This is a genomic window from Paenibacillus sp. OSY-SE, assembly GCF_000283315.1.
Taxonomy (GTDB): Bacteria; Bacillota; Bacilli; order Paenibacillales; family Paenibacillaceae; genus Paenibacillus_B; species Paenibacillus_B profundus.
Genome location: NZ_ALKF01000151.1, coordinates 1 through 16,902, shown reverse-complemented (window position 1 = coordinate 16,902; position 16,902 = coordinate 1). Strand labels below are relative to the sequence as shown.

Here is a 16,902-nt window from a genome sequence, read left to right as displayed (position 1 = left end):
AGGAACTGTGAATGCAGTCCTCTTGAGGGGATGGGCCGGGGCTGCGTGAGTGGGATAGATCAGAGCCGGGGCTGCAGTGAAGCAGGTGGCTCAAAAGATGAGCGTAGTGAAGTGATCGGCCAAGGTCGGGGTCCATTGTGAACCGTGTCAGGGTGAGGAAGCCATAGTGAAGCATCAAGATGTGCAGCAATGTCGAAAGCTATGCCGCTAAGCTTCGAATTAAGTTGTCAGGCGGCCAATGCGCAAGTATAGGTGTTCGCGGTTACGCTGCCATTTTTATGTGGGGTGACTTCATCTGAATGTTACCCTGACTAAAGGGGAGAGTGCGCATAAGGGGGAGTTGGCCCTCCATCTCATCTCCTAAATTACGTGATTAGGAGCTTGCTGATTCTATGCATAGACAAGGAAACTGCCTCCAAACGTTCATCAACAAAAAAGAGGCTGCCAACGTTACGAACATACGTCGGCAGCCTCTTTGTGTAAGCAGATTATTTCTGGGCTGCAATGAAGGCGTCGATATTGGACATGACGTCTTCGGTAACGCGCTGCAATCTTGCTTGCGCGTCTTCTCCGGATGTGCCTTTCACTGCGAAGTACATCTTAATCTTCGGCTCCGTTCCGGACGGACGCAGGCAGAACCAGCTTCCGTCTTCCAAGTGGAACTTGAGCACGTTCTCCTTCGGCAGATCATACAGACCTTGAGCGAAGTCTTCTGTGCGCACGATTCGGCTGCCACCGGCCGTGTCTGGTGCTTGGACTCGCCAATTCTCCATAATGCCGCCAATAACGGCCACGCCTTCCACACCTTTCAGCGTGCGTGTCTGCAAGCCTTCCAAGTAATACCCATGCTGGGCGTATAATTGTTGCAGCACTTCGTACAGCGTCTTGCCTTGTGCTTTATAGTAAGCGCCCGCCTCGCTAATAAGCATGGCGGCGATGACCGCGTCCTTGTCGCGTGCATAATTGCCGGCCAGGTAGCCGTAGCTTTCTTCGTAACCGAAGATGAACGTATGCTCGCCAGTTTGATCGAACGCCGTCATTTTCTCCCCGATATATTTGAAGCCGGTCAGCGTATTCAATACGGTCATGCCGTATGATTTTGCAATGGACGCCCCAAGCTCGCTCGTTACGACCGTTTTGATAACCGCGCCGTTAACTGGCAGCGTGCCCTTCGTCTTCATTGCATCGAGCAAATAATGTACCATAATGGCGCCAGCTTGGTTCCCGGTCAGGACGACATACTCGCCATTCGTGTTCTTCACGACGGTACCCATTCGGTCGGCATCCGGGTCTGTGCCCATAATGATGTCAGCATCCCAAGCCTTCGCTTGCTCGATGGCAATGGTGAATGCTTCACGCTCCTCCGGATTCGGAGATTTCACAGTAGAGAAGTTCGGATCCGGCTGCTCCTGTTCCGGTACTACGCGCACCTGCTGGAACCCGATGCGCTCCAGCACACGCCGCACCGGCATGTTGCCTGTGCCATGCAGAGGAGTATAGAGGACGCGGAATTGATCGCTAGTCTTGCGCACTAGCTCTTCATTCTGGCTTACTTGCGCAACAGCCGATATGTACGCTTCATCCATGTCTTCACCCAGCCATACGAGCATGCCTTGTGCTTCTGCTTCCTCGCGGCTTAACTTACGGATATCGGCGAACGAAGTCACGCCGCGAATCTCGGCAATGACACGGGCGGCAGTCTCAGGCGTAATCTGTCCGCCGTCATCGCCATACACCTTATAGCCGTTATATTCCGGCGGGTTGTGACTGGCGGTAACGACAATGCCAGCGCTTGCTTGCAGCTGACGCACCGCGAACGACAGCTCCGGTGTCGGACGCAAGCTCTCGAATACATATGCCTTTACACCGTTTCCGGCCAGTACCAGTGCTGCCTCAAGCGCGAATTCTGGTGAGAAATGCCGGGAGTCATAAGCAATGGCAGCTGATGGAGAAGCCGTTGTTTGCTTCAAGTATTGGGCAAGTCCCTGTGTCGCTTTGCCGACCGTATAGACGTTCATGCGGTTGCTGCCCGCCCCGATTACGCCCCGGAGCCCCCCTGTGCCGAATTCCAAGTCTTTATAGAAGCGATCCGTAATTTCGCGTTCCTCGCCGGCGATGCCTTGCAGTTCCGCTTTTGTCGTCTCGTCGATATGAGGATCGTGTAACCACGCGTCGTAATTTTGTTGCGCACGAAGTGCAGTATCCATTCGTTGATTGCCTCCTTCAATTCATCTTACTGTGCATTGATCTATTGTACTGGAATTTGCAGCATTCTGCATGTGAAAAATCATGCACTAATTCTATCGTACGCAGTCAGGGTACAGCTATATGACTGCATGTATGATGTGCAAAAAAGAAATAGACCACTCGCTTGCAGATGGAAAGATCTGCAGACAGGTGGACTATGTGGTAAGCAGAATGCAGTTCACGTTACGACAAATCGATGAGCATGATATGAGAGTCTTGCTCGAATTGCAGCTTAAGCGAATGAGCGTTCCGAATGCGGGCGTCATCGCGGCGATGAAGTGTCATGCCGTCATCGAATCGGACTTCTCCCTCGATGATGAACAAGTATAGAGAACGGCCGGGATTCGTGTCGTAGGCAAGCTCCTGGCCTGCCGCGAATTGTCCTAGCTGCAGCGTTACATCCTGATGAATTCGTGCAGTTCCGAGTTCGTCCGCGCGATTAGACACGACCGGAACTAGTCGATTCTGTATCGATTCCATGCCATAGGTGAACGTCTCATAGGATGGCTGAAGTCCCATCTTTTCCGGCAGAAACCACAACTGCATCAACTGCAGCGATTCGGTGTCCGAAGCATTGAACTCGCCGTGATAAATGCCGGTGCCGGCACTCATGCGCTGGATTTGGCCCGGTACGATGATTTCCCGATTACCTGTTGTATCCCGATGTTCCAGTTGGCCTTTCAACACGACGGTAACGATTTCCATATCCCGGTGCGGATGAAGATCGAAGCCAGTTCCCGGGGCGATGTTATCATCATTCAATACCCGTAACGCGCTGAACTGGATATTATTTGGATCATAGTACTCGGCAAAAGAAAAGCTGAAGTGTGTCTTTAACCATCCATGGTCATTGTGATAGCGTTCATTCGCCCGTCGAATCGAGCGATCCATTGTTTCATTCATAACGATGCCTCCTGAAAATTATAGAGTTTCCGAGTTGGTAACGGTTCATCCGCTATTCCCAATTACCCTTGCAGCAAAGCATCTAAAGAAATAGAACCTGCCCCGATTAAAGCGACTCCTATGGCCGTTACAGTGAGGATGACATTGTATTCAATCCCGTTCTGAGTGACCCAGTAGCCATTGGCCCCATGAACTTTCACAATCGCAACCAACATCGTGCCGACGATAAGCGCGGCGCCGACCCATGTAAATAACCCGAGACCGAACAGCAGTCCGCCAATCAATTCAGTCATTCCGGCCAGCAGCGCCATTGCGACACCCGGCCGCATTCCGATGGATTCGAACCAACCGCCAGTGCCTTTTACACCGTAACCGCCGAACCAGCCGAACAATTTCTGCGCGCCGTGCCCCATCATCGTTACTCCGATAATAACTCGTATAAGCAATAAACCGTAATCTGCCAACATCATTATGTTCCTCCTCAAATTGTATCAAACAAAGTTTGTTGAAATAAAGATTCTTGAATTCAAGATATTGTGCCTAATAAGAGCCCTCTGTAAAAAAGAAGGGCTAATCAGGAGAGGTTGCGCTCTGACCCAGCGTCTTCAGAAGCTCAATTAATTGCTGCTTCTCGTCTGCCGTCAATCCCCTCATGGATTCATGAATGGCTGCTGCATGCTCTGGAAAAATGGCTGTCATGACACGTTCGCCTTCTTCCGTTAATTCCGCATAGATGACCCGGCGATCTTGTTCGCAAGGACGTCGCTTGATATATCCTTTGTTCACAAGCTTATCAACTACGTAAGTCATCGTCCCGCTAGCTAAGAGCACTTTGCCGCCAATTTGTTGAATGGGGGTGGAGCCTTTATGATACAGCATTTCCATCACTGCGAATTCTGACGGATTAAGCTGATAATGCTTCATGTCATGCTGCGCATAATCCATTAGCGTCTTCGAAGCTCGCGAGAGCACGACGAACAATTTAAGGGATTGCTGCACATCGGCATCCATCAATTCCAATCGATTCTCATGCATGGTTATTCACCACCTTTATGCTTGCTCTTGCTAATGTCTCGAATAATAATATCTTGAATACGAGATTAATTTATCATATGACGCTCAAGCTGTCAACTTATAATTTGCGGATATTTATGGAACCCTATCATGGAAACGAAAGGATGACAAGGAAAGGCGTGATCATTGTGCCATCGGCAATGCCGTTGCAAGAGGCTTCGGATGCGAATATGGTCTGGTCCTCTGAAGGGAAAGAAAATGTAAAAAATTTAGAAAATATATTTCATCATTGTTCGGATATTGTGTTCTTTTCCTTTTCATTTCAGGGCGGACAACAGGCTTCTTTAATATATGTCGACGGTATGGTGGACAATTTACAGATTGACGAGCATGTCATCGAGCCGCTCGTTACACGTTATCAGAAAGATCCGAAGGAGGATGAGGACGGCGTCACAGTCGGAAGCGTCCTGCGAACGTTGACGGCGGTGAAGGTGAAGACCCATACGACTATGCAGGAGGTAGTCGAGCTGATGCTGTCTGGCATGACGATCCTCATTCCGCATCAGAGCGACACTGCTTTCTCAATCGAAGCGATCCAGTTCGACAAGCGCAGCGTGACAGAACCGGATGCGGAATCCGTCGTCCGGGGGCCGCGGGATGGCTTCGTCGAGACGATGCAGTCGAATACGAGTCTGCTGCGCCGCCGCATCCGTTCTCCGAAGCTTAAGATACAACCGATTAAACGGGGGAAACTGACCCATACAACGATCAATCTTGTATATATGGAAGGCTTGGCGAGCGAGCAATTGCTGGAAGAAGTAAAGCGGCGTCTGGATAACATCACGCTGGAGAGCATCTTGGACAGCGGGTATGTAGAACAATGTCTGGAGGACAATCCGTATTCTCCTTTCCCGCAGCTCCTGACGACCGAGCGTCCGGATGTTGCTTCGTCTCACTTGCTGGAAGGAAGAGTCGTCATTCTGGTGGATGGATCCCCGGTTGCGCTTATCGCTCCGGCCTTGTGGGTGTCCTTCCTGCAGTCTCCTGAGGATTATTACGAGCGCCACTTCTTTGGGACGATTGTCCGATGGTTGAGGTACGCTAGTATATTTGTGGCTCTTCTCGGTCCTTCTATATATGTGGCCGTCATCTCTTATCATCAGGAAATGATCCCAACTGCTCTCATTCTGACGATGGCAAAGGCGCGAGCCCAAGTGCCGTTTCCCGCATTGGTGGAAGCGCTGCTGATGGAACTGATGTTCGAAGCGCTGCGTGAGGCCGGGGCCAGATTGCCGAAGCAGGTCGGCTCTGCGGTAAGCATCGTGGGCGCGCTCGTCATTGGTCAAGCCGCGATATCGGCTGGACTCGTATCCGCTCCGATGGTCATGGTCGTGGCGATTACGGGTGTCGCTTCCTTTATTGTGCCGCACTACAACTTAGGCATCTCCGTGCGGCTTCTCCGGTTCCCGATTATACTGCTGTCGGGATTTCTCGGTCTCATCGGAACGATGATGGGCTTCATTTTGCTCGTGACGCATTTGCTGACGTTGAAATCGTTCGGCGTGCCTTACTTAACCGGCGTCGCTCCGTTTAGATCTTCCATGATGAAGGACATCTTGATTCGGCAACCGGTATGGGTGGAGAACATGACCAAAGAAACCGATCAGATGCAAAACGCAGAGCAATCATCAGACAAAGCAAATCAAGGGAATGGATTGGGCTGAACCTGTAAGAGGGGGTTGCATGATGCGTAAAGCGATTCGTGTGCAATGCCGGTGCATGGTGTCATTCGGTATCGCGATGCTGCTGCTAACGACGCTTACCGGTTGCTGGGATCGCACCGAGCTGGAGCAGCTGTCTATTATTTTGGCTGCCGGTCTCGATTCGGACGGAAACGGAGGCGTGAAGATGACGCTCCAGGTGTTCGTGCCGAAGGAAGGCGGTGGTGGCGGGCAGCAGTCCGGCAGCGAGCCGAAAAAGGACGGTGGAGGCGGGGGACAGACAACGGTTTTCTCTGCATCAGGGCCTACTTTGGGTCACGTGCTGTTCGAATTGCAAAATAAAATGCCGCGCTATATCTTTTGGGGACATGCGGAAGTGTACGTCGTTAGCAAAGACTTGGCATCCAAGGGGGTGTTGGAGCACTTCGATTTCTTCCAGCGATTCCAGAGTCCGCGCGAACGTGCGCTTATCTTCGTCGCCGACGGTCAGGCGAGCGAATTCCTCCAATCACTGCCGCAGCTGCAAAATAACGTGGCCGAGCTGTTCGAGGATTTGGGCAAATCACGTGCCGTCTGGAAGATCAGCTTGCTGGAAATGGTCAAAATGCTGAGCGGAGATTCAGGAACGGCTTATGCGCCATTTGTTGAATGGAGCAGCAGCGAGCTTGGGGTCCAGATCCCTTCCGTGAAGAAGCTGGCCATCATTAAAAAAGACCGTTACATCGGCGGAATGGCTGGAAATGATATGCTGGGGATTATGCTGCTGCGCGGTGAAAAACGGCTGACTGTCTCGTATTGCGAGGAAGGAGAGACCCCTCAGGATTGTTTGACGCTGCGCCTCAGGCAAAATCAAATCGATATCGAACCGCATTGGGACGGACGCAGGCTGACGATGCGCGTCAAAGTATTTCCGTACATGGACGCCATACAGAATAACAGTCGGTTTGACGTATCCAACGCTAAAGAGACGCATCAGGCACAGCTCAAGACCAACCAGAAGATTAAGCGCATCATCGAGCATTCCATTAAGATTTCGCAGGAACAATGGCAGGCGGATGTGTTCGGCTTCGCAAAATATGTCCACCGTAAATATGCGAAGGAGTGGAACCGGACGATAAAGCAGAATTGGGAACGAATCTATAAGGATATGGATACGGAGATTATTGTGGAGTCGCTTATCGTCCACCCAGGGAGCATTAGGGAAAAGTTGAAAAAGATAGGTGAGCGCTAAATGACGTACCCCTTTTTCGTAGCCATGTGCATTCTCCTATTATTGAACGGCCTGTTCGAGTGGAGGAGACGGCGAAAGACGCCTATTCGAGAGCTGCGCGCCTTCTTCGTCTTATCTGCGTTGGGCTGGATCGTCGTTTTATATATGGCCATTTTTTACAAGGGCCCAACACCGCGTGATTTAATCGATTTCATCTTTATGCCGGTCTACTTGTGGCTGAATGGTTGAGGAGGGAGTTATGGAACAAGGTCGCATTACTTGGCCGCAGCTCGGCATGTTGATGTATTTAATGGTGGGAGCCACTTCCGTGCTTATCGTTCCTTCGGTGACGGCTAAGTATGCTCATCAGGATTTGTGGATGACGCCGTTCATCGGTTCAGTGGTTGGCTTTGTGGCGATCTATATGGCGCTCAGACTGTATCGGTATTATCCGAATCAGTCGATCATTCAGTACGGAGAGCATTTATTGGGCAAGTGGATCGGCGGGACGGCCAATCTCGTATGGCTCTTCTTCCTCTGGCAGAATACAGGGGTCATTTTGCGGGAATATGGGGAATTTATCGTCGGTTCGGTTCTACTGCGCACGCCGCAAAGCGTCGTGAGCATCTGCCTCATCTTCGTATGCGCCTTGGCCATTCGCGGGGGCATTGAGGTGCTCGGCAAGTTTGCTTTGCTGATTACCCCGCTCTTCTTGGGATTTGTCATCTTCATTCCGCTGCTGTTGACGCCGGAAATGGATGTCCTGCAAATTACTCCGGTGCTCGAGAACGGCTGGAAGCCGGTGCTGAAAGGCTCCATTCTGCCGATGGAGTGGTTCATGGAATATGTGCTCGTCAGCTTCATGCTCCCATTTGCGACCGGTCAGCAGAGCCCATGGAGGTGGCTTAGCCTGCCGATTATTCTAATGCTCGGCACGATGGTATTGCTGAATTTGACATGCCTGTTCGTGTTCGGCGATTTGACTTCCATGTATACCTTTTCCGTATTCAATGCGGCAAAATATATCAGCTTGGGCAACATCATCGAACATATCGAAGCGATTGTAATGGTTCTGTGGATTATGGGCGGATTCGTGCAGATTAGCTCATGGTACTACATACTTGTCATCGGAACGGCCCAGTCCTTTCATATCCGTGATTACCGTCCGCTAGTGTTTCCCATTGGCATTCTTATCGTGGCGATGAGCTTGTGGATTGTGAATGATCTATCGGAGATGACGAAGCTATTCACGACAAGTGGGGCGGTGTTTGCCGCTGTGGTACAGATTTGTTACCCGGCGCTGCTTCTGTTGATCGCATGGTGGAAGCATAAGACCGGAGAATCGAAGTATCGAGAACGGCCCGATTCGCCCTCGGCAACATAGTGGAACATAATGGCAGCCATCCGTCCAGCGTCATTAAGAATGCGGTGATATGTCCGAGCGCACGCTTGTTACTTAAATTGGACGATACGATAGTGAGGTGATTCATGTGGAAAAGGGGCGCATTACATGGCCGCAGCTGTGCATGCTCATGTATTTGGCGGTAGGCTCTACCTCTGTATTGATCATTCCTGCCATTACCTCGAAATTTGCGGGGAATGATCTGTGGATCTCTCCCATCATCGGCTCCAGCACAGGGTTTCTCACGATGTTCCTGCTGCTTAAGCTTCATCATTATTATCCGGAGCAGACGATTATACAGTATGGAGAGCGGTTGCTTGGCAGATGGATAGGTGGAGCGGCCAATCTCGTATGGTTGTTTTTCCTCTGGCACGGCGCGGGGCTTATCGTGCGGGAATACGGGGAATTCATCGTCGGCTCGGTGCTGCTGCGGACTCCGGAATTCGTAGTGAGCATCTGTCTCACATTTGTGTGCGCTGTAGCGATTCGTGGAGGAATTGAAGTGCTTGGAAAGTTTTCTTTATTGATCGCTCCGCTGTTTGCGGGATTTATTTTTCTGACTCCGGTCCTGCTGCTCCCCGAACTCGACGTTCGCCATATTACACCGGTGCTTGAGAAAGGCTGGAAGCCGGTATTCGAGGGGGCGGTCACTCCGCTTGTCTGGTTTATGGAATTTGCGCTCATCGGTTTCGTCATTCCTTATGCGACCGGGAAGCGCAACAAGTGGAGATGGACTATTATTTCCATCGTGTTAATGCTTGTAACTATGCTCGTTACCAACCTGACATGCTTGTTTCTGTTCGGCAACTTGACGTCGTTATTCACCTTTCCGATCTTTGTGGCTTCCCGCTATATCAGTCTGGGTAATTTCTTCGAGCACGTGGAAGCGATTGTGATGGTACTGTGGGTCATGAGCGGGTTCGTCCAGATGGCAGTGTGGTACTATGCGCTCGTCATTGGAACGGCGCAGTGCTTCAAGCTGAGCGATTATCGCCCCCTCGTCTTCCCTATCGGGATTCTTATCATCGCGATGAGCTTCTGGATAGCGGACAGCATTCAAGAGATGAACGATCTGTTCATGACGAGCGAGCCGCTGTTCTCAGGAACGGTGCAGATTGTATATCCAGCACTGTTGTTGCTGCTTGCCTGGTGGAAGCATAAGCGGAACGGTGGCCAAGACGTCAAAAATAGATCGTCTGCTTCGTAAGCGCTGCGATTGGATGCCTCTTTGGGTCGCTTCCTGGAAGATGCGGATGAGCACGGGTTAACGGCGGAAGTTGACCAATCAGATTTCGAGGATCGGATAGGGCATACTTTCCGTCGTGACATGTCGATAATCCGCCTTTTCTGCATAAATTATCCTGCTGTACGCTATGTATGCGACCTCATACGAAACAAAGTGACATTCTGATCAACAAGGCGATGCAATTGCTCGAAATGCTCCGATTTTACGATCCAAAAAGCGAACACATATTATATTCAAGGCGTACGCTCTAATAACGACTGTATTTCATAGTTATAGCCTTGCAATATCGATTGACGATGCATGAGGCCGGATGTAGAATGACCTTAATTCCATAGCTTGAAACCGTTTCCTGATCGGTTTGCCATCATGAATAGGGGAGTGCATCGTCATTCTTACATCGAAGTCCAGACATCGGCGCAAGTTCTCTTTGAATCGGAAGTATTTGTGGATTTCCACGATGGAAGGGGTCCCCGCGGTTGTTGCGCTTACATTGCTTGGCGGTCCTTTCTTAACCGGATATCTGTTGTACTTGGGGGCGTCCTCGAGTCAGATCGGTTTTGTCATGGCCATAACGACGTTTGTCAACATTACGCAGCTTGGAATCGCCTATGTGCTGCAGCGCGTTCGTTCACCGAAATGGACGATGGTCGGACTCGTTGCCATCCACCGTCTCATGTGGACTGCTACTGGTCTTATTCCGTTTCTATTCGACAAGAGTGTATGGGTGACTGCATTTATCGTTATGTACACGATAGCTTTTTTGGCAAACGCAGGAGCGGGGATCATTTGGACGAATTTAATGGGGGACATCGTGCCTGCCTCGGTGCGAGGACGTTATTTCGGTATTCGCAATACGATTGTCAGCGCTATCGGAAGCCTGACGTTATTCATCGGGGGGCAAGTGCTTGAAGCATACCCTGAAGGTACGGGATTTCATATTCTGTTTACGATTACATTCGTGTTCAGCTTATGGAATATTGTCATGTTCATGTTCTATCCGAACTTGCCGCTCGCGCGCTCGACGGAGAGCAAGATGGTGTCCATGTTGAAGAAGCCGCTTCGGGACAGGGGATTTATGAAGGCGGTGCTTTTTTTGTCAGCGTGGCTTTTTTTGCAAAATACAATTTTACCGTTCTACTCCTATATGATGCTTGAACTGCTCGGAATAGGCTATGACCGCGTGTCGATCATTACCGTCGTTCAGACGGTTGTCAGTATGTGCAGCCTCTATGTATGGGGGACCTTGAATGCGCGATACAGCAATAAATATTTGCTGCTGTGGACGCTGCCGATTATTGCGTTGTCCTCTGTATCGTGGTCTCTGATCGCAATCATTCCGACGTTTTTGGCACTTATTGTTGCACATGCGCTGGTCGGCATCGGCACGGGCGGGTTCAACCAACTTGCATTTAACTTCATTATCGGCGACACGCCGAAGAGTGAGCGGCCGATGTTTATTGCGATGTATTCGGCAATTACCGGATTTGCGACATTTTTGGGCCCGATTCTCGGTGGATTGGTCTTTGAATGGATGAAAGGAATGCCGACATGGGTTCAGACGTGGGGGCTTGCCTCCTCGCTGGGGCTGCTGATGCTGCTGCTTGCGGGGACGCTTGGCCGGCGTGTGCTGCTGCGTGACGGAAGGCATCTTCATCCGCTTCCGGAACAGAAGAATGCAAGTACGTAGACGCACTTTGTTGACGAACGGCAAACGGCAAGTTGTATATACGATTCAAAACAGGAGACCTCTCCAGGACAATGAACGGGAATTTCCCTTGTCCTGGAGAGGTCTTATTTAATTCCAAGTTGTGCTGGAACGGGACGGTCTATTGCAGACTGGCTGAATGCGTATCGGCGCGCCGGCTGAACGTCAGGGATACGGCTAGCAGCATCAACAAGGCAGCAAGACCATAAGCGGTATAGGCAACGGTAGTGATGTCCTGCTGCTTGATCGCAATGCCGATATAAGCCCATACAAAGATGAGCACGAACGCCGGATCGCGGTTCGGTCCGCCGACGACCCAAGCAAGCAGTGCGCCGACCGCCAGCATGAAGATAGTCCAGGCCTCCTCCTCGAAGCCGAAGCCGTTCCACTGCGCATCATACAGGACGACTGCAGCATTGATAATCGTCGCTACACAGATCCAGCCCATGTAGATGCTGAATGGCAGCCGCACCAGCCAGCGTTCCACCGTCGTGAATGCTCCCACTTTGCGCAGATTGTTATAAGTCAAAATTAAGCTCGTTAATAATCCAATCATGGCGATGAGAGACACCCATACTTGCGTGTACAAGTAATGCCACAACAGTATCCAGCCGATGTTGAACAGGCAGCTGAAAACAAATAAAGAACCGATGGATCGTATGGTAGGCGTGACGTCGTCCTTTCTGGGAAGCGCTTGATGAACAACGAATCCGGCAAGCAACAAATAAATCAATATCCAAATGCTGAAGGTGTAGCTTGCAGGTGTAATTAGCACGGGAAACATGGCGGAGATTTCTCCTGTCATCTTACCGCCTAACGGCACGGCCTCAGCCAGAGTGTTCACAGCCAGGACGGCGGCAAAGGCGAGAATATTAAGCCATTTGTAGTTAAAAGTGCGCATTTCAATCCCTCCTCGCAACTGCATATCTTCCCCTTCACCATCTCTTACTATTACAGAATATAACCGAACCCGTCCAAAAATAACGGGTACACGGTCAATTCTTTCAATTTTGTCAGATAACTCAAAGCGGGGAGCGCTATAATAGAAATTGCGTATAGAAAAAAGATTGCATGAGGTATATTACACATTATGGATAGGAAAAAGAGTCTGAGCATGAAATGGACACGTAAATTTCGTCTTACGATGATTCAAATGTTGCGTTCCAAGCAAGGGGCGTCAAAAATAGCATTAGGAATCGTATTTGGATTTTTCCCTTGTTGGTTTCCGACATTCGGGATCGGTCCCGCCATGTCGATCGGTTTGACGAAGCTGGTGCGAGGCAGTGTTACTGGGGCTTTGTTGGCGGCGGGAGTCGGCTCCTTCGCTTGGCCACTCTTGTTCTACTTGAATTACGCTGTAGGTTCTTTGTGGACGAGTCAGGGCGTCAATGTGGAGGTTCCGGATGTGCGTCCGGGTGAAGGCATGTATCAGGAGGCGGCCGAATCCGTGCATTCTTGGCAGCAAATGGGTATGGATTTTGTCATCGGCGCTGTCTTGAACAGTATTGTGTTTACGGCTGTCGGCTATTTTATTGTACGTTATTTGGTGCATCGTTATCGTCATCGATTTCTATGGCTCGTCCGCTCGCGCAAGCGCAAGCTGAAGCATGCGTAAACGTTAGTCAACTTCAAGAAGGCACTGCGTCTCTACTTCCCAAGAGAAACGCAGTGCCTTTTGTATGGAACGGAGTGTCTGTTTTCGCTTGTTGTGATAGGATTGCACAGGCATTTTTATTCTGCATTATAGCTCAGATTGCCGCTTTCGATAGGCATTCGGCGATACGCCCATCACTTTTTTGAACACTTTGCTGAAATATTTCTCATCCTGATAGCCGACCATTTCGGCGACATGCACGATCCGAAGGTGCGGGTTCAACAGCAGCATTTTCGCCTTCTCTAATCGAATTTGCGTTACATAATCCGATAGGTTGATGCCAAACTGCTGCTTGAATTTGCGCGAAATGTATTCGCGGCTCACATAGAAGCGCCCAGCCATATCCTGCAGAGACAGCTCCTCATGATAATGCTGTTCGATATATTTGGCGATGTCAAAAATAATGTGCTGTTCCTGTCCTTGATGGCTGAGCAGGGCCGTAGATAGCTCCGTCAACGCTGTCTGCCAGGCGTCTTCCCATACGTCCCACTGCAACTCCTCCGTGCAATCGATTTCGGTCAACGAATCATGCTGCGTCAGCTGCGCGATAATCTGATCCGCGGCATCGGGGGCCACCTCTTGCGCAATGCGCATACGGAGCGCTCCCCATTCCTTCAACCAAGCTTGCAGCATATGCGGCGTTACCGCTTGCAGGGAGCGCGCGGCATCCACCCAGCGGCGGACGGCGCTCTTCAATTGCTCGGCGTGGCCGCTCTGTACGGCCAGCTTCCATGCCTCGCCATAAGACGAGAGCCGCACGGCTTTGCTCGCAGCGGAAGCGCTAGCTTCTTCTGGCGCAGCGAGTTCCCACGCAGCATGAATATGTGAGCCGCGTTCGAGCAGGTTGCGCTGCGCCAGCGCGGCCTTGGCTCTGGCATAAGCGTCCTGCATTCCGGCTGGAAAGGCCACCTTCTCGCTTACGCCGAAATGCAGGTTGCGCTGAATCGTCTGCTGCAAGCCTTCGTTCACCTGCTGCAGCACCGCTTCAAGCTCGTCCGCCTGCTTCCACATGACGAGCACCAGCTCGTTCGGTGCACTGGCATAGCGGAAGGCGGCGCCACGCGATTGCGCACCACGATTCACGATCTCGTTGGCGATATTGAGCAGGGAGTAATACAGCAGCTGGCGGTTATCGCCGAATTTATGGCGGAACGTCGGATGGCATACATTAATCACCGCAACAGTGATCCGCACTTCATCTATGCCAGCCGGCAAGCCGAACTCCAATTCAAGCCGGCGCATATTGGCCTCATAGACGGAAGGATCATCGAGCAGGCTCGACCACAGCTTCTCCGACAGGAGAGGCTTGAATTCGTTCACCTGCATTCGCTGCTGGTGACGCGCAGCCCGCTCTTTCTCCTCCTGAAGCCAGGCGGCGACCGCTTTGGCTACAGCTGCATTGATTGTGTCGGGATCGATCGGCTTCAGTATATAGTCCATTCCTCCGTGCTGCATCGTGTGCCGCACCAGCGCAAAATCATCATGCCCGCTTATCGCAATTAGCTTGCTTGTAGGGGAATGTTGGCTAATCCACTCCATTAAGGCGCTGCCGCTCATATTGGGCATCATCATGTCTGTCATGACGATTTGCGGCTTATGCGCAGAGAGCAGCTCCACGGCCTGTTGCCCGTCGGCTGCTTCATAAATATGGTCGATGCCTTGCGCATCCCATTCCACAAGCAGCCTGATGGCGTCACGGACATGCTTCTCGTCATCAACGATCAATGCCTTCATTGTTATCACGCTCCACCTTCATTTGTATGACGATGCGGGTGCCTTGCGGCTCTACAGCTTCTACATGCATGTTGGCATTTCCGCCGCTGAACAGCTTGAGCCGGGTGAGCACATTCACAAGTCCGATTCCGGAGGAGGCTTCCCCTGTCACGTAATCGTTGCGCGACAACACGTGTGTCGTCGAGACACCGGGCTGTTCAGGGTACAGTTCCCGCAGCTTCTCGTTGAGCTTAATCCGGTGCTGAAGCGGCATGCCGCGTCCGTTGTCCTCCACGGTGATTTCGATAAGCCCGTCCGGTTCATCGATAAAGCGGCTGCGAACAATGAGCTTCCCGCTTGTCAATCCGCGGTCGAGCCCATGCTTGAAATAATTCTCGACGAGCGGCTGCAGAGTCATCTTGGGCACGAGAACGTTCAAGGTAGCCGCTTCATTCTCGTAGGCGGCATCGAAGGTGTTCTCGAACCGTTGCGCCTGCAGCTGCAAGTAAGCCTTCACATGCTCGATTTCCTCGTGCAGGGTGGCGGTGCTCTGATCGGTATACATGCTGTAGCGCATCATCTTCGCCAGTGCTGTCACCAGCTTGTAGATGTGAGGCGCGTTCAACTGCAGCGCCTGTGTGCCAATCGATTGCAGCGCATTGTTCATAAAATGCGGGTTAATCTGCGCCTGCAGCGCCTTGAGCTGGTTCGTCTTATTGGCAATCTCAAGCTGATATTCGCGCAGTATGAGATTGTTAATCATGTCCATCATATTGCGGAACCGCTTCGAGACGACGCCGATTTCGTCATTGCTGACCGGCTGGATGTCCACACGCAAGTTCCCGGTCTGAACCTGATTGATGTAACGGACAAGCTGGCTAATCGGCTTCGTAATCCGCAGTGAGACGATGATGGTGGCCGCGATAATGACGACGAGCGACAGGGCGATGAGCATCATATTAATGACCGCGGCGCGGTTAGCCTCCCGCAGCAGATACGATTTCGGTATTTGCTTGACCAGCGTCCAGTTGGCGATCGGTGTATCAATGCGTTCATGTATGAAAATAGCGTCATCTTTTTCAAAATGACCGTTTCCATTGCTCTGAAAATGGGAAGAAGTATACCACCTTTCATGGAGACGCTGTCCGATGAGCCTGCGATCATCGGAATAGAACACGTTTCCGTCATCATTTAGCAAATAAATGTGCTCTTTGTCCCGTTGGTATAACTGATCGATAATTGCGGCGAGCGCATCGAGCTTCACATCGATGGACAAGAGCCCGATCTCTTCCTTGGACGGGACGCGGTAAATTTTCCGATGCAAAGAAAACACCTGCACACTTGGAAAATAATAGGGCGAAGTGGCGAAGCCATAAGTCTGGCTCAAATGTGTCGGCTGCATGCCGATGCCGTCGCCGCCGCGCGTATATTCCAGCGCCGAACCATTCGGCTCCTCGTCATGCAAGCGGCGGGGCACGTTCTGAATGACGAGCGTGGCGCGCTTGACCTCGTTGCGGTACAAGTACACCTGCCAGATGTCGCGCATGGAAGCCGCAATATTTTGCAAGGTGATATACGAATAGGATTCGAACGTGTAATCGTCGTATCCCCGGCTTAACTGGCGAAAAAATTCAAAATCGGTATAGACCATCAGCGAAGCGCGATTTATATTTTCGAGGAAGTTCGCAAGATTGGTCTTACCTTGGAAAATCAACTGATGATTTTCTTGTATGGCGCGTTTTTTCAGCGAGTCCGTCGTGTAGCTGTAGGAAATGATCATCGTCGCTACCGTAGGGACGATCGTTGCAATCAGCATAAATGTAATGAGCTTAGTCCGAATACTATTCCATCGCATAACAACGTCGCCTCCGGTTCAAAGTGTACCTTTTTCCTCAGGGTCAGGTCAATATATTCCACCTTTTCGTTCACCAGCATCAGTGGCAACCGCTTTCATAAAACCCCATACTAATAATATGAATTCAAAAAGTTCACTTTTCAGCACCGAGAAGGTTGCAAGAACTCGAAGCATATGCTTCCGTAGCGAGTTTTGCTCCGCAAAACTTGCAAGGAGGAGCGGAGTGTAGGCG

15 protein-coding genes are annotated in these 16,902 nt (G+C 51.0%); 7 read left to right on the top strand and 8 right to left on the bottom strand.

What is annotated here, in order from left to right; genetic code table 11:
- Positions 1-488: 488 nt before the first annotated feature.
- The 4 genes from A372_RS0105170 to A372_RS0105155 form a co-directional block, all read right to left on the bottom strand.
- Positions 489-2,207: a phospho-sugar mutase gene (locus tag A372_RS0105170; RefSeq protein WP_019419762.1), complete on the bottom strand. Its 1,719-nt coding sequence runs from the start codon at positions 2,205-2,207 to the stop codon at positions 489-491.
- Positions 2,208-2,430: 223 nt separating this feature from the next.
- Positions 2,431-3,150 (bottom strand): pirin family protein, encoded by a 720-nt coding sequence (locus A372_RS0105165; protein WP_019419761.1) that lies wholly within the window; start codon positions 3,148-3,150, stop codon positions 2,431-2,433.
- Between the two features lie 62 nt (positions 3,151-3,212).
- Entirely contained in the window at positions 3,213-3,620 is a 408-nt protein-coding gene (locus A372_RS0105160; RefSeq protein ID WP_019419760.1) for a DoxX family protein, read from the bottom strand.
- Between the two features lie 100 nt (positions 3,621-3,720).
- On the bottom strand, positions 3,721-4,185 hold the full coding sequence (locus A372_RS0105155; protein ID WP_019419759.1) for a MarR family winged helix-turn-helix transcriptional regulator: 465 nt from the start codon (positions 4,183-4,185) through the stop codon (positions 3,721-3,723).
- A gap of 158 nt (positions 4,186-4,343) precedes the next feature.
- On the opposite strand from A372_RS0105155, the gene A372_RS0105150 reads away from it, so the two are divergent.
- The 6 genes from A372_RS0105150 (at position 4,344) to A372_RS0105125 (ending at position 11,430) form a co-directional block, all read left to right on the top strand.
- The gene (locus tag A372_RS0105150) at positions 4,344-5,888 is read left to right on the top strand and encodes a spore germination protein (protein ID WP_237728487.1); all 1,545 of its coding nucleotides are present in this window, start codon (positions 4,344-4,346) and stop codon (positions 5,886-5,888) included.
- 19 nt (positions 5,889-5,907) lie between these two features.
- Positions 5,908-7,116 carry a Ger(x)C family spore germination protein gene (locus A372_RS0105145; RefSeq protein ID WP_019419757.1) on the top strand — a complete coding sequence of 403 codons (1,209 nt, stop codon included), beginning with the start codon at positions 5,908-5,910 and terminating at the stop codon, positions 7,114-7,116.
- Positions 7,117-7,344: a hypothetical protein gene (locus tag A372_RS0105140; protein ID WP_019419756.1), complete on the top strand. Its 228-nt coding sequence runs from the start codon at positions 7,117-7,119 to the stop codon at positions 7,342-7,344. It begins immediately after the preceding gene.
- A 10-nt stretch (positions 7,345-7,354) separates the two neighbouring features.
- The gene (locus A372_RS0105135; protein WP_019419755.1) at positions 7,355-8,479 is read left to right on the top strand and encodes a GerAB/ArcD/ProY family transporter; all 1,125 of its coding nucleotides are present in this window, start codon (positions 7,355-7,357) and stop codon (positions 8,477-8,479) included.
- A 106-nt stretch (positions 8,480-8,585) separates the two neighbouring features.
- Positions 8,586-9,704 (top strand): GerAB/ArcD/ProY family transporter, encoded by a 1,119-nt coding sequence (locus A372_RS0105130; RefSeq protein ID WP_019419754.1) that lies wholly within the window; start codon positions 8,586-8,588, stop codon positions 9,702-9,704.
- 496 nt (positions 9,705-10,200) lie between these two features.
- A complete protein-coding gene (locus tag A372_RS0105125; RefSeq protein ID WP_019419753.1) occupies positions 10,201-11,430 on the top strand; it encodes an MFS transporter in 1,230 nt (409 codons plus the stop codon).
- Between the two features lie 139 nt (positions 11,431-11,569).
- On the opposite strand, the gene A372_RS0105120 is transcribed toward A372_RS0105125, so the two are convergent.
- A complete protein-coding gene (locus tag A372_RS0105120) occupies positions 11,570-12,349 on the bottom strand; it encodes a tryptophan-rich sensory protein (RefSeq protein ID WP_019419752.1) in 780 nt (259 codons plus the stop codon).
- A 213-nt stretch (positions 12,350-12,562) separates the two neighbouring features.
- Between A372_RS0105120 and A372_RS0105115 the strand changes: the two genes are divergently transcribed.
- Positions 12,563-13,063: a DUF2062 domain-containing protein gene (locus A372_RS0105115; RefSeq protein WP_019419751.1), complete on the top strand. Its 501-nt coding sequence runs from the start codon at positions 12,563-12,565 to the stop codon at positions 13,061-13,063.
- 126 nt (positions 13,064-13,189) lie between these two features.
- On the opposite strand, the gene A372_RS0105110 is transcribed toward A372_RS0105115, so the two are convergent.
- From A372_RS0105110 to A372_RS38400, 3 genes are all read right to left on the bottom strand, one after another.
- Positions 13,190-14,836: a response regulator transcription factor gene (locus tag A372_RS0105110; protein ID WP_019419750.1), complete on the bottom strand. Its 1,647-nt coding sequence runs from the start codon at positions 14,834-14,836 to the stop codon at positions 13,190-13,192.
- Positions 14,817-16,670, bottom strand: a complete 1,854-nt coding sequence (locus A372_RS0105105) for a cache domain-containing sensor histidine kinase (protein ID WP_019419749.1) — start codon at positions 16,668-16,670, stop codon at positions 14,817-14,819. Before A372_RS0105105 ends, A372_RS0105110 begins: the two co-directional genes overlap by 20 nt.
- Before the next feature lie 48 nt (positions 16,671-16,718).
- A partial coding sequence (locus tag A372_RS38400) for a hypothetical protein (protein WP_036703358.1) occupies positions 16,719-16,902 on the bottom strand: 184 nt, incomplete at its 5' end.